Here is a 13,320-nt window from a genome sequence, read left to right on the forward strand (position 1 = left end):
CCCGGCCATCCGCATTGAATCCGCAGCTTGCCGGCGCCGTAAGGGCCATGGCCGGTGCGGCGGGCCGGGCGCAGAAGGATGTCAGTCTATGAAGCCATTCTGGAAGTGCATTCCTGGTTCGGTCACGGCCCCGCAAGGATTTCTGGCGGCGGGGGGGTTTTGCGACATCAAGCGTCTGGGCACCGGCAAAGGATCGGACAAGGGCCGGAAACGGGATTTGGCGCTCATTGTTTCCACCGAGCCGGCGCGGGCGGCGGGCATGTTCACCACCAACCAGGTCTGCGCGGCGCCGGTGAAAGTGTGCCGTGAGCATTTGCGGGGCGGGACGGTGCAGGCCATCGTGGCCAACAGCGGCAATGCCAACGCCTGCACCGGCGCACAGGGCCTGCGGGATGCGCGGCAGATGGCGGCCCTTGCGGCGCGCTCGCTGCAGGTGGAGCCGCGCCAGGTGCTGGTGGCGTCCACGGGCCGGATTGGGGTGCTCATGCCGATGGATCGCGTGCAGGCGGGCATTGAGGCCGCCGCCCAGCTTTTGGGCGATGCCCCGGAGCACGCGGCCGAGGCCGCCGAGGCCATCATGACCAGCGATACGCGCCCCAAGCAGATGGCCGTCGAGTTCAAGGTGGGCGGCGCCACGGTGCGATTGGGGGGGATTTGCAAGGGTGCGGGCATGATCCAGCCGGGCATGAGCCCGACCGGCGCACGCCCGGCTTCGCGGCCGTTGCATGCCACCATGTTGTGCTTCATCACCACGGACGCCGCCATTGCGCGGCCGGCGTTGCAGACCGCCCTGCGCGAGGCCGTGGCGGCCAGTTTCAATCGCATCACGGTGGACGGCGACATGAGCACCAATGACACCGTCTTGATTCTGGCCAACGGCCGGGCGGGCAATCGCGAAATTCGGGGTGGCCGGGAATTGGCGACGTTTCAGGCGGCGTTGAATCATGTGTGTCTGGAGCTGGCCAAGATGATTGTGCGCGACGGTGAAGGGGTGACACGCTTTGTCACCGTGCATGTGCACGGGGCGCGCCATGCCGCCGATGCCGACGCCGCGGCCCGGGCGGTGGCCAACAGCGCCCTGGTGAAGACCAGTTGGTGCGGGGGGGATCCCAACTGGGGCCGGATCATGGACGCCCTGGGTTATTCGCCGGCGCGGGTGGCGGAGGAGAAGGTGGACATTGCCTACCGCCGTCCCGGCAGCCGCAAGCTGTGGTATAGCGTGAAAAAAGGGCAGCCGACCAAGGTCAGTTTTGCCACGCTCTGCCAGGTGGTGGCGGAGAAGGAGTTTGAACTGCACATCTTCCTGAACCTGGGCCGCGGGGAGGCGATGATGTACACCTGCGATTTGACGGAGGCCTACGTGGATTTCAACAAGGGCGATGTGTCCAACCCAGCCGCGCTGGGCGGCTGAGATTGCGGGAGGTGATTATGGAAACACTGATTGCCAAAGCGCACACCCTGCTGGAGGCCCTGCCGTACATCCAGCGGTACAGCGGCGCCACCTTTGTGGTGAAATATGGCGGCAGCTTCATGGACTCCCCCGATCCGGAGGTGCGGCAGAGTGTGGCGCGGGACATTGTGTTTCTGGAGGCGGTGGAGATCAATCCGGTGGTGGTGCATGGCGGGGGCAAGGCCATCACCCGCGCCATGGATGCCGCCGGGTTGAAGGCGCACTTTGTGCAGGGCATGCGGGTGACCGATGCCGCCACGGTGGAGGTGGTGGATCGCGTGCTGTCGCGCGAGATCAATCCGGAGATAGTGCGCACCATTCAGACCTTGGGCGGGCTGGCGCGGGGCTTTGCGGGCACGGACATTTTCACCTGCCGCAAGCTGGAGATGGAAGGGCCGGACGGGCGGCCGGTGGATTTGGGCTATGTGGGGGAGGTGGTGGCGGTCAACACCGAGCCGTTGCTGGAGTGCATTGCCAGGGGCATCACGCCGGTGATCAGCCCCACGGCGCGGGGCGAGGACGGCCACGTGTACAACTGCAATGCCGACGTGGCGGCGGCGATGACGGCCATTGCGCTGAAGGCCCGGCGGCTGGTGTTCATGAGCGATGTGCCGGGGTTGTTGCGCGATCCGAAAGACCCCGCCACGGTCATTCCGCATCTGCGCATCAGCGAGGTGCCGGCCCTCAAGCAGGCCGGCATTATTGACAAGGGCATGATTCCCAAGGTGGACAGCGCCGTGGCGGCCATCAAGGCTGGCGTGGAAAAGGTCTCCTTTGTGGACGGCCGCGTGCCGCATGCCGTTTTGTTGGAAATTTTTACTGACGAGGGTGTGGGCACCGAGGTGGTGCGGTAGGTGCAGGGGTTGCGGTGGGCGCCGGCGGCGGGGGCCTGCCAGACCATTTCGGCATTGACTGAAGCAGGGGTTTTGAAATGTTTGGGACACGTTTTTTATGGCGAAAATTCAACGCGCTTTACTCTCGGTGTCAGACAAGACGGGGCTGATCCCGCTGGCGCAAACCCTCGTGGCAGCCGGGGTCGAGCTGATTTCCACCGGCGGCACGGCCCGGGCCCTGCGGGAAGCCGGGCTGCCGGTCAAGGACATCAGCGCCCACACTGGGTTTCCGGAGATGATGGACGGGCGGGTCAAGACGCTGCATCCCAAGATACACGGGGGGTTGTTGTGCATCCGGGGCAATCCGGAGCACGAGGCGGCGGCGCGGCAGCATGACATTGCGATGATTGATCTGGTGGTGGTCAACTTGTACCCCTTTGAGCAGACGGTGGCGCGGCCGAATGTGACCCTGCACGAAGCCATAGAAAACATTGACATTGGCGGGCCGTCCATGCTGCGCAGCGCGGCCAAGAATCATGAGAGCGTGACGGTGGTGGTGGATCCCGCCGATTATGGCGTGGTGGCCGAGCAAATCCAGGCCCGGGGCGAGACCACGCTGGAATTGCGCCGCCGGCTGGCGGCCAAGGTGTTTGCCCGCACCGCCGCGTATGATGCGGCGATCGCCGCGCATCTGACGGCGCAGTTTGAGGGGGCGGCGGCCCTGCCGCCGGCGCTGGTCCTTTCTGCGCCGCTGGTGCAGCCGCTGCGCTACGGGGAGAATCCACATCAGGCGGCCGCGTTGTATGGGGGGTTCAAATCTTTCTATCAGCAGCTCCATGGCAAGGAGCTTTCGTACAATAACATCCTGGATTTGACGGCGGCGGCGCATTTGATGGCGGAATTTGAGGGGCAGCCGCCCACGCTGGCCATTTTGAAGCATACCAACCCCTGCGGGGTGGGGCAGGGGGCCACCTTGCGCGAGGCGTGGGAGAAGGCCTACGCCACCGACCGGCAGGCGCCCTTCGGCGGCATTATTGCGGTGAACCATCCGCTGGATGCCGCCTGTGCGGAGGCCATCGCGGAGATTTTCAGCGAGGTCATCATCGCCCCCGCCTTTGCGGAGGAGGCGCTGGCGATATTGCAGAAGAAAAAGAATTTGCGCTTGATTCAGGTGTTGAAATCGCCGTTGACCGGCAGCGCCTGGGAAGTGCGCAGCGTGGGGGCCAATGCCTATTTGTGGCAGCAGCGGGACCTTACCATCGCGGCGCGCTCCCAGATGAAGGTGGTGACCCGGCGCGCGCCCACCGAGGCGGAATGGCAGGCCATGCTTTTTGGGTGGCGGGTGGTCAAGCACGTGAAGTCCAACGCCATCGTGTATGCCGCGGCCGACCGCACACTGGGCATTGGCGCGGGGCAGATGAGCCGGGTGGACGCCAGCCGCATTGCGGTGTGGAAGGCGGGAGAAGCCCAGTTGTCCCTGCAGGGCAGCGTGGTGTGCAGCGATGCCTTCTTCCCCTTCCCGGATGGTTTGGTGGCCGCCGCCGAGGCCGGAGCCACTGCGGCCATACAACCGGGTGGTTCCCTGCGGGATGCGGAGGTCATCGCGGCGGCTGATGCCCGGGGCATGGCCATGGTGTTCACCGGGATGCGGCATTTCCGCCACTGAGCCGTGACCGGCGGCAGGTAAGGCGAATATCCGCTTGCCGCATGGGGGCTTTGGGCTTAGGTTTCCCCTGCGACGCCTGACGACGGCGCAGATTGAAAGAAGTAATTATGCAAAATTCAATGACGTTGCTGGCCATGCTTGGCTCGGCAGAGATTATCGGCATTTTAATCATCTGCCTGCTGCTGTTCGGCGCGAAGAAAATTCCCGAATTGATGAAGGGCTTGGGGACGGGCATCAAAGAATTCAAGAAGGCTTCACGCGAAGTGCAGGAGGAGATTAATCACGCGGTGGAAAGCGAGCCGCCTCCGCCGCCGCCAAAAAAGCCGGCCCCGCAATCCAGTTCCAACCCTCCGGCCTCGGCCTGACCGGCCGTTGATTCACGGTTTTTAAGCCATGGCCAATCCATCCGGCGCGGGAGGGGGATCGGGTGATTCCGGCGGCCCCGCGAAGGAAACGAAGGCTCCTCCGGAAGGCACCATACCCACCGGGACCCCGGACCCGGACTCCAGCGGGGAACCGGGTGCCTCCGCGCCCGCGGAGGCTCCGCTAGAACCGGACGGACCAGCACGGCCCGTCACCCCGGCGACGGCCCCCCCGGAGGGAGGCTCTGCGGCGTCGCCTACTGCAGGCGCCCCCGCGGACAGCCCGGCCAACACAACTTCGACCCCTGCCGGGGAGGCGTCCACTTCCCCCGCTGAAACTTCTCCTGCGCCCGGCGGTGAATACGGGCCGGGCAGCCCCTATTACGCCTACGGCTACGACAGCCAGGGGCCGGAGGGCTATACACCCTATCCCGGCGAAGACACCGCCTCACCGGCCGCCCCGGCGGCCGCGGAGTCCTCCGCTCCCGCCGCCAGTGAAAGCAGCGACACCGAAGTTTGGGACGAGGAGGATGAAGAGGGCGGCGGGCCGGTGAAGCCTTTTTTGGAGCATTTGGAGGATTTGCGGTGGACGCTGGTCAAGAGCGTCAGCGCGGTGGTAATCGGGATGATTGTGTGCCTGGTGGCCTCCAATTACCTGGTGGCCTTTCTGATGTGGCCGCTGAAACTGTCGGAGAAATTTTTCCAGCGCAACCGGACCGATGTGGCGGTGGTGGCGGGCACGAATGTTTTGACGCGCGTGCAGTTGGAAGAGTTTGGCGGCACCAATGTGTGGGGCACGAATCGGATTGGCTCCTTTCACCTGATGCCGGTGGTGGTGGGGTCCAACACCGTTCTGGCGCTGCAGCCCCACTACGGGGAGCCGGATGTGCCGCCGCCCTCGCTGGTGGTCATCAAGAATTACGGGCCGATTGAAGGGGTGATGGTGGCGCTGAAACTGGCGCTCTATGGTGGTTTGGTGGTGGCCTCGCCGTTTGTGTTTTATTTCCTGGGCGCCTTTATTCTGCCGGCGCTGCACGTGCACGAGAAAAAGATTCTCTTTCGCGCTGTGGCCTATGGTACGGGTCTATTTCTGTTGGGGGTGGCGTTTTGTTATCTGATTGTGATGGTGCTGGCCATTGGGGCCACCGTGGAGTTTTCCCGCTGGCTGGGCTTTGGGGCGGACGAATGGCGCGGGGATGCCTACATCAGCTTTGTCATCAAGTTCATGCTGGGCATGGGGCTGACGTTTGAGCTGCCGGTGGTGATTCTGGTCCTGGTGAAGATCGGCATTCTGGACTACGAGAAACTCAAGGGCTTCCGTCAGTGGGCCATCATTGGCAACCTGGTATTGTCGGCTTTTGTGACTCCCTCCGGGGATCCCTTCACCATGCTGGCCATGGCGTTGCCGCTGCAGCTTTTGTATGAAATCAGCGTGGCCGTGGCCTGGTATTGGGAATGGAAGGAGCGCCGCAAGGCGGGGGCCGCAGGCTAAGCTCCCCGGGGTGAGCCGGCCGCAGAAAGCATTGCGCCGGGGCGGAGCTGGGGGTATGGTTAGGGCGTAAAGCGCCCTTTGCCACGGCTCCGAGCCGTTTGCCGCCATGATCAGCGCCGAACCAGAATTACGCAAGTACACCTGGGCCGAAGTGGATCGCGTGGAGCCTCCCAAGCGCTCGGCGGTGGAGCGCGTGGCGGACTTCTTTGAGATTTACACGGAGATGGACGAGCAGACCGCCCGCGAGCAGGCGGCGCGCTGCGTCCAGTGCCACAACCCCAACTGTGTCAAGGGCTGCCCTCTTTCCAACCGCATCCCGGAATGGCTGGCGCTGGTGGCGGAGGGCCATTTTCTGGAGGCGGCCGAGCTTTCGCAGGCGACCAGCAACATGCCGGAAATCTGCTCGCGCATCTGTCCCCAGGAGCGGTTGTGCGAGGGGCATTGCCTGGTGGATGGCAAAACCGAGCCGATTTCCATTGGCGCCATTGAGCGTTTTCTCAACGAATACGCCCTGCAACACGGGGCCATCAACACCGCCGTCGCCCCGCCCAACGGTTTCCGCGTGGCGGTGGTGGGGTCCGGCCCCGCCGGCCTGGCCTGCGCGGATGAGCTGGCCAAAATGGGCTATGAGGTGGTGGTGCACGAGGCGCTGCCGGTGGCCGGCGGTCTGCTCGTTACCGGCATCCCCGCCTTCAAACTGGAGAAACGGGTGGTGGAGCGCCGCGTCAACATTCTCAAGCAACGGGGGGTGAAATTCAAACTGGGGGTCAGGCTGGGACGGGACTTTGGCTTGAATGATTTGTTGCGGGAGTTTGACGCGGTGTTTCTGGCCATTGGGGCGCAGCAGGCCAAGCCGCTGGATGTGCCGGGGGCGGAGTTGCAGGGGGTTTACCAGGCGATTCCGTTTCTGGCGCAGAAAAACGCCGGGATTTTGCTTGAGGGCGGCGAGATTGACGTGCAGGGCAAACGGGTGGCGGTGCTGGGGGGCGGCGACACCGCGATGGACTGTCTGCGCACGGCGCTGCGTTGCGGGGCGCGGCAGGCGGTGTGCCTTTATCGCCGGGACTTTGCCAACATGCCCGGCAGCCGGAAGGAATTTTTCAATGCGCTGGAGGAAGGGGCACGGTTCAGTTTTCTGACCAATCCGATCGCCGTGCTGGGCAATGAACGCGGGGAGGTCCGGGGGGTGCGCTGTCAACGCATGCAACTGGGCGATCCCGATGCCCAGGGCCGGCGCAAGCCGGTGCCGGTGCCCAACTCGGAGTTTGAATGTCCGGCGGATGTGGTGCTGGTGGCTTATGGATTTGATCCGGTCCGCTGGCCCAAGGATTCGGACATGAGCCGGCTGGCGGCCAATGAATGGGGCGGGCTGATTGTGGATGACAATCAAATGACCAGTGTGCCCGGCGTGTTCAGCGGCGGGGACATGGTGCGCGGCGCGGCGCTGGCGGTGTATGCCGTGCGCGACGCCCGCAAGGCCGCCCAGGGCATTCACCGCTGGCTGAGCCAGACCCAACCGCGTCCCCGGCAGGCCACCTAAGGCGGGGTGGGCCGCGTGGCCTCTTCCGGCTTTACCGCTTTCCGCGTGCGCAGCGGTGGTGGTGCCTTTATAATCACGCCATGACCATCATCACCGATGAACGGTGCGTGGAGTATGCCGCGCCCGGCCATCCCGAACGGCCCCAGCGCATCCTGGCCACGATGGCCCGCCTGAAAACCCAGAAGGAATTGTCCCTTGCCTGGTTGGTGCCGGAGCCGGCGACGGAAGCGGCACTTTTAGCGGCGCATGAGCCGGCCCTGGTGCAGGCGGTGCGCCAGCCGGCGGGGGATTTCGATGCGGATACGCCGGCGTATCCCGATATTTACGGACACGCCTTGCGGGCGTCCGGGGGGGCGCTGGCCGCAGTCAACCTGGCCCGCCAGGGAGAGGCCGCCTTCAGCCTGATGCGCCCGCCGGGACATCACGCGACACGGGGGGAGGCCATGGGTTTTTGTTATTTCAATCACGTGGCGGTGGCGGCGTATGCAGCGCGTGCGGCCGGGGCGCGGCGGGTGGCGGTATTTGATTTTGATGTGCACCACGGCAACGGCACCGAGGACATTCTGCTGGATCAGCCGGGGATGTTGTTCTGCTCGGTGCATCAATCGCCCGCTTATCCCGGCACGGGGCTGCGGCATCGGGGGAGCAACTGCTTTAATTATCCCGTGCCGCCCCACACCCCGCGCCCGGAGTATCGCGCCGTGCTGGCGGAGGCGCTGGAAAAAGTGCGGGCCTTTCAGCCGGATTTCCTGCTGGTTTCCGCGGGATTTGATGCCTACCACCGCGATCCCTTGGCGCAGGAGACCTTGGAGGCGGAAGATTTCCGCTGGCTGGGCGCGCAAATACGCGGCTTGGAAGTGCCGGCAGCGCATGTGCTGGAGGGGGGCTACAGCAAGGATTTGCCGGAGCTGATTTTGCATTATCTTCGTGGTTTGATGGAGGCATGAAGACCTGGCTTCTTGGGGCGGGATTGTTGGCGGTTGCAGCCTGCGCCGCTCCGGCGGCCCGGCCCAACATACTCCTGGCCATTGCCGATGACTGGTCCCATCCCCATGCCAGCGCGTATGGCTGCCGGTGGGTGAAGACCCCGGCATTTGACCGCGTGGCCCGCGAGGGGCTGTTATTTCAGCGGGCCTACACCCCCAATGCCAAATGTGCCCCGTCGCGGGCCAGTCTGCTCACCGGGCGCAATCCCTGGCAGCTCAAGGAAGCGGCCAATCATGTCTGCTACTTCCCGCAGGAGTTCAAAACCTACCCAGAGGCGCTGGCTGAACAGGGTTATTTTTGCGGCAAGACCGGCAAGGGCTGGGGCCCGGGTGTGGCGTTGGACGCCCGCCAGCAACCGCGCCCGCTTGCCGGCCGCGGTTATGACCGGCGCACGGCACCCCCGCCGGCGCGGGCGATGTCCAATAATGATTATGCGGCGAATTTCAGGGATTTTCTGGACGCCGTGCCTGCCGGGCAGCCGTGGTGTTTCTGGTATGGTGGCATGGAGCCGCATCGGGCCTATGAAGCTGGCGTGGGCACGGCCAAAGGCGGCAGGCGTCTGGAGGACATTGAACGGGTGCCCGGCTGCTGGCCGGATACGCCCACTGTCCGGCAGGATATGTTGGACTATGCTTTTGAGGTGGAGCATTTTGACCGGCACTTGCAGTGGATGCTGGAATTATTGGACGAGCGCGGGCTGGCCTCCAACACTGTGGTCATCGTGACCAGCGACAACGGCATGCCGTTTCCGCGGGCCAAGGGCAATCTCTATGAGCTGGCGGCGCACATGCCGCTGGCCATTCGCTGGCCGCAGGGCATCCGCCGTCCGGGGCGGGTCATCGAGGATTATGTCAGTTTGGTGGATCTGGCGCCCACCTTGCTGGAAGTGGCCGGGGTGTTGCCCGCAGCGTCCGGCATGGCTCCGATGGCCGGGCGGAGTCTGGTGCCAATTTTTCGTGCCCAGCGCGGGGGCTGGGTGGAGCGAGGGCAGCGCCGTTTTTTGCTGGTGGGTCAGGAGCGGCATGACGTGGGACGCCCCGGCGATGTTGGTTATCCCATCCGCGGGATTTTGCAGGATGATTGGTTGTACCTTTGGAATGCGGCGCCGGATCGTTGGCCTGCCTGCAATCCGGAAACCGGCTACTTGAACTGCGATGGCAGCCCTACCAAGACCCTGATCCTGGAGCAGCGGCGCCGGGGGGAAGGAAAGGCGTTTTGGGAGCTTTGTTTTGGCAAACGTCCAGCCGAGGAATTGTACAACCTCCGGGAGGATCCTGATTGCCTGACGAATCTGGCGGCAGCAGCCACCGCCCGCAAAACGCTGGCCGCCATGAAGGCCCGCATGCACGCCGCTCTGCGGGCGCAGGGGGATCCGCGGATGGAAGGCCGGGGCCATGTGTTCGACGAATATCCGTATGCGGAGCAGCAGTTTCGCGGTTTTTATGAGCGCTTTCAGCGGGGGGAAAAACTCCAGCCGGGCTGGGTGGAGCCTACGGATTTTGAGACGGGTTTGGGGGAGGCCGGCTCCCGCCCGTGAGCGCGGGCGGGTTCAGCGCCAACCTTGGTAGTCACGCAGGAAGGCCCATAAATCAGCCAGGTCAGCGGGGGGCCAACCCTTGAGAAGGGAATCGGGCATCAAGGAGCCGGAGGCCGGCAGGGAGCGCCGGATTTCAGCGGCTCGCAACCGCAGCACGCCCTGGGCGGTTTGCACCAGGCGCATTTCCATCCCTTCAAACAGGGGACGTCCTTTGATGCTTTGCCCGCTGGTCAGTTGATATTCCCGCAGGCGGTATTCCTCGGCCACGCGCCAATGGGGGTAGGCAATGTGAGGGAATAATTCCAGCGGCGGCCATCGGCTTGCCCCAAGCTCCAGCGGCGGGGTGCGCAGGGGATCTGCATGGCAGGCAGCACAGGAGCGTTCAAAACGCGCCGCGCCGCGCTGGGCATCGCCTTTGGCCCAGGGGGTGGAGCGCAGGACTTGTTCCAGTGCCTTCAAGGCGGCGGCAGAAGGGGCATTGGTGTCTTGGAGGGCGGTGGGATAATGTTGAGCCAGCCAATTCCAAACCGGTTGATACACTGCCCCCGCCCCGGCGGCAGGGGCATTGGTTTCGGCCACATCAAAGTTTTGTCCCGTCTGCCGTTCCAGCAGGCGCAGGACTTGTTGGCGCAAGGGAGCCTGCTCCGGCAGGCCTGCCAGCCGCCACAAGGCCCGGGCCACCGGGGCCACATTGCGGGGGGCATTGTCCGGGGGGAGGGCGGCCAACGCCTTGACGCAAGCCTCCACCACATCCATGGGGGCGGCTTCCAGGGCGGCGAGGAAGATGGGGCGATCCGTCAATTCCGGGGCGCGCGCCAGTTCCACCGCTATTTCCCATTGCCGGGGCAAGTCCACGGTGGGCCACCGGCGGCGCAGGAAGCTGCGGGTTTGCTCGGGCGGCAGCGAGGCGAGCACCTGCAAGAGTTCCGGCACGCAGGGGAAGTTGGCATCGCGTTGTGCGGCAGCCAGAAAACGCGCGGCGGCCTGCCGTTGTTGCGCCACATTCAGGAGCGGCACCAGCGGCAACAAGGCGGGGCGCGGCAGTTCCGGATGCCGGGCCAGGGCTTCGGCCAGCGCCGGATCCCGCGCCAGCAGATGGCGGCCCAGTTCCGCCAGCCGGGGGTTCCAGCCTGCCAGCGATTCCGGGGGCACGCCGGCCAGTTTGCGGCCCAAGCCGGTGAGCGCGTCGGCCGTGGCGGAGGTAATAGCCGGCTCGCGGGCCACCGGCAGGCGGGCCAGCACAGCGAGATAATGGAAGTCCAGGGAGGGGGGCGTGCTGGCTTGAATGCGCTCCACCACCTTGCGCGGGGTTCGGGGATCGTCGTCGGCCAACATGGCCAGGAGGCGGGCCAGCTCGACATCCAAAATGGTGTGGCTGGCGGGAAAGGCCGTGCGGGCGGTCAGGCGGAGGCGGCGCAGATCCATTTCGTGCCCCTGGAAAGAAGTGGGCAGAACGTAGCCGGCAAAGACATCCCAACCGGGTTGGACCCGGCGGTCATCGCCCAAGGCCTTGATGATGAAGCTGATGGCCTCAATGCGCAGGCTGATGTCGCTGGTGGCATTCCAGGCGCCGAGGGCCAGCTCCAGGGCGTTGGTGTGCCAGGTGGCGGCAGGCTCGCGCAGGAGGAAGACCAGGGCCGTACCCAGCCGCGAGGGAGCGTCAGCGCGCAACCCTTGGCGGAGCTTTTCCCATGCCGGCTGGGGCAGGCGCGAGGACAGCCGGGCGGCCAGTTGCCGGAGGCGCGGGTCTTCGTGGCCCAGGTTTTCCCGCAGGACCGGTTGCAGGGAGAGGTTTTCCAGCTCCAAGTAACGGTGTTGTAGGGCCTCCAACGCCACCCGGCGCGGCCAAGGATGCGCATCCAGCGCCAAGTCCAGCAGGATGCCGGTGAAGCCGGGGGATGGTTTAACGCCCAAGGCCCATGCCGCCCGGGCGCGGACTTCCGGTTCAGGAGCGCGGGCGGCAGCAGCCGCCTCGCGTGGGGGAAGGCCGTCGAAGGTGTGGACCAAAATCTCGATGGCACGAGCGCGCTGCTCCGGCGGGCGCAAGGGATCCACCACGGCACGGACATAAACTTCGGGGCCGAGGCGCTGGGCCACCGGCTGCCAGGCGGCCCGGCTCCAGGCCTCCCACGGATGCGGCACGGCGAGGGTGGATTCGAGCGTCCCGGCACTGCGCACCAGGTGCAGGACATCCCGCACAATTCGGTCCGGGTGGGGATAAGTCAAACGGCAGATGCCGCTCTGGCCGCCGCGGCCGGAAGCAATCAACAGCGAGCCATCGGGGGCCACGGCCAGGGCGGTGGGGGCAAAGCCGGAGCGGCCTTCGGCTTCGAGCAGCAATTCCGGGGCGCCGGAGTAGGTGGCGCCGTGGGGGGAGAGCGGCACACAGAACACGCGGCCATAGGCCCAGTCGGCCACCAGAAGACTGTGATGATAGCGCTCGGGGAATTGATGATGCTCATACGCCACGACCGCGCTGGGACGCGCCCGCCCGAGGTCTGTGACGGAGCGTACAGTGTCCCCATAATAATCCGGGCGCGCGCGGCCTGCTGCTGCTCCCTGGCCCACGGCGGAGCGCCAGCCGTGATGTCCGCCCGGCGCCAGATGGTGAACCGTGGCCGGAGCGAACCACGGGAGGCCCCAATCGCCATGCGCTTCGCCGTCCACCGTGAACCAGTCGCCTGCCCCGTTCACGTCCAGGCCGCCCGGATGATGCAGGCCGTGCGCCACGATTTCGTATTCATTCCAATCCGGGCTGAAACGGTAGAGCGCCCCCGCGTCGGCCACCGTAACGGGCGAGCTGTCCAACGGCACAAAGCCGCGTTGGGGGATGTCGCCGGCGCCGCACAGCACGTACCACCAGCGGTCGGGTCCCTGGCGCAAGGCCCGCCAGGCGTTGGCGGGGCCGCTGAAGGTGAGCAGCCGCTCCGGGGGGCCATCCGCCACACCGTCTTGATTGTTGTCGCGATACCGCCAGAGCGTCTGATCCACGATGGCCAGCAGGCCGGAGCCTTCGACGGCCAAGGCGGTTACGGAGCCGGGCGCGAGGGTGAAGAGGGTGATGCTTTCGGCGACGCCGTTGGTATCGGCGTCCTGAAGCACGCGAATGTAACCGGTGCCCCCTACCAGGATGCGTCCCCAGGCATCCACCGCCAGGGCGGCGGGGTTGGGGGTGAGCCGCGGCTCGGCCAGCCATTGGGCACGAAAACCCGCCGCCACCCGCAGTCCCATATCCGGGACGCTGAGCAAAGGCGGAGGTGCGGCCGGTTGCGCAGCGAGCAAGCCCGTCAGGCCAGCCACCAGCCCGGCCCACGCGGTGGTGGCGGGCAGCTTGCGGATCAGGGTATGCCATCCCAGACGCACGCCGGGCAGCGTACACCGGGCGGGCTGGTTTGGCAACGCAACCCCGGAGCATCCGCCGCGCGGCGGGAGGTATGCGCGATGGGGGGTATT

9 protein-coding genes are annotated in these 13,320 nt (G+C 65.5%); 8 read left to right on the forward strand and 1 reads right to left on the reverse strand.

Translation table 11 applies throughout. From position 1 onward, the window contains the following. Window positions 1-88 precede the first annotated feature (88 nt). The 8 genes from argJ to N3J91_08430 all read left to right on the forward strand — a co-directional run bounded on the left by argJ (window position 89) and on the right by N3J91_08430 (window position 9,867). Window positions 89-1,411, forward strand: a complete 1,323-nt coding sequence (gene argJ / locus N3J91_08395; GenBank protein ID MCX8156449.1) for a bifunctional glutamate N-acetyltransferase/amino-acid acetyltransferase ArgJ — start codon at window positions 89-91, stop codon at window positions 1,409-1,411. 17 nt (window positions 1,412-1,428) lie between these two features. Further along, complete coding sequence (gene argB / locus N3J91_08400; protein MCX8156450.1) at window positions 1,429-2,304, forward strand: acetylglutamate kinase; 876 nt, start codon at window positions 1,429-1,431, stop codon at window positions 2,302-2,304. A gap of 97 nt (window positions 2,305-2,401) precedes the next feature. Further along, window positions 2,402-3,949: a bifunctional phosphoribosylaminoimidazolecarboxamide formyltransferase/IMP cyclohydrolase gene (gene purH, locus N3J91_08405; protein MCX8156451.1), complete on the forward strand. Its 1,548-nt coding sequence runs from the start codon at window positions 2,402-2,404 to the stop codon at window positions 3,947-3,949. Between the two features lie 128 nt (window positions 3,950-4,077). After that, a complete protein-coding gene (locus N3J91_08410; GenBank protein MCX8156452.1) occupies window positions 4,078-4,314 on the forward strand; it encodes a twin-arginine translocase TatA/TatE family subunit in 237 nt (78 codons plus the stop codon). A 28-nt stretch (window positions 4,315-4,342) separates the two neighbouring features. Continuing rightward, the gene (locus N3J91_08415) at window positions 4,343-5,803 is read left to right on the forward strand and encodes a twin-arginine translocase subunit TatC (GenBank protein MCX8156453.1); all 1,461 of its coding nucleotides are present in this window, start codon (window positions 4,343-4,345) and stop codon (window positions 5,801-5,803) included. 106 nt (window positions 5,804-5,909) lie between these two features. Then, on the forward strand, window positions 5,910-7,343 hold the full coding sequence (locus N3J91_08420; GenBank protein ID MCX8156454.1) for an NAD(P)-dependent oxidoreductase: 1,434 nt from the start codon (window positions 5,910-5,912) through the stop codon (window positions 7,341-7,343). An 80-nt stretch (window positions 7,344-7,423) separates the two neighbouring features. Then, window positions 7,424-8,290, forward strand: a complete 867-nt coding sequence (locus N3J91_08425; GenBank protein ID MCX8156455.1) for a histone deacetylase — start codon at window positions 7,424-7,426, stop codon at window positions 8,288-8,290. After that, complete coding sequence (locus tag N3J91_08430; GenBank protein MCX8156456.1) at window positions 8,287-9,867, forward strand: sulfatase; 1,581 nt, start codon at window positions 8,287-8,289, stop codon at window positions 9,865-9,867. The genes N3J91_08425 and N3J91_08430 overlap by 4 nt, the downstream gene beginning before the upstream one ends. A 12-nt stretch (window positions 9,868-9,879) precedes the next feature. Here N3J91_08430 and N3J91_08435 read toward each other — a convergent pair whose 3' ends face one another. Then, window positions 9,880-13,230, reverse strand: a complete 3,351-nt coding sequence (locus N3J91_08435; protein ID MCX8156457.1) for a hypothetical protein — start codon at window positions 13,228-13,230, stop codon at window positions 9,880-9,882. Window positions 13,231-13,320 lie beyond the last annotated feature (90 nt).

The organism is Verrucomicrobiia bacterium (assembly GCA_026414565.1).
In the GTDB taxonomy this organism is placed as follows: Bacteria; Verrucomicrobiota; Verrucomicrobiia; order Limisphaerales; family Fontisphaeraceae; genus Fontisphaera.

What these genes read in the sequence shown, in the direction of transcription:
- N3J91_08425 (MCX8156455.1), top strand. Translation starts at nt 7,424, where the DNA reads ATGACCATCATCACCGATGAACGGTGCGTGGAGTATGCCGCGCCCGGC.
- N3J91_08420 (MCX8156454.1), top strand. Translation starts at nt 5,910, where the DNA reads ATGATCAGCGCCGAACCAGAATTACGCAAGTACACCTGGGCCGAAGTG.
- argJ (MCX8156449.1), top strand. Translation starts at nt 89, where the DNA reads ATGAAGCCATTCTGGAAGTGCATTCCTGGTTCGGTCACGGCCCCGCAA.
- purH (MCX8156451.1), top strand. Translation starts at nt 2,402, where the DNA reads ATGGCGAAAATTCAACGCGCTTTACTCTCGGTGTCAGACAAGACGGGG.
- N3J91_08430 (MCX8156456.1), top strand. Translation starts at nt 8,287, where the DNA reads ATGAAGACCTGGCTTCTTGGGGCGGGATTGTTGGCGGTTGCAGCCTGC.
- N3J91_08415 (MCX8156453.1), top strand. Translation starts at nt 4,343, where the DNA reads ATGGCCAATCCATCCGGCGCGGGAGGGGGATCGGGTGATTCCGGCGGC.
- argB (MCX8156450.1), top strand. Translation starts at nt 1,429, where the DNA reads ATGGAAACACTGATTGCCAAAGCGCACACCCTGCTGGAGGCCCTGCCG.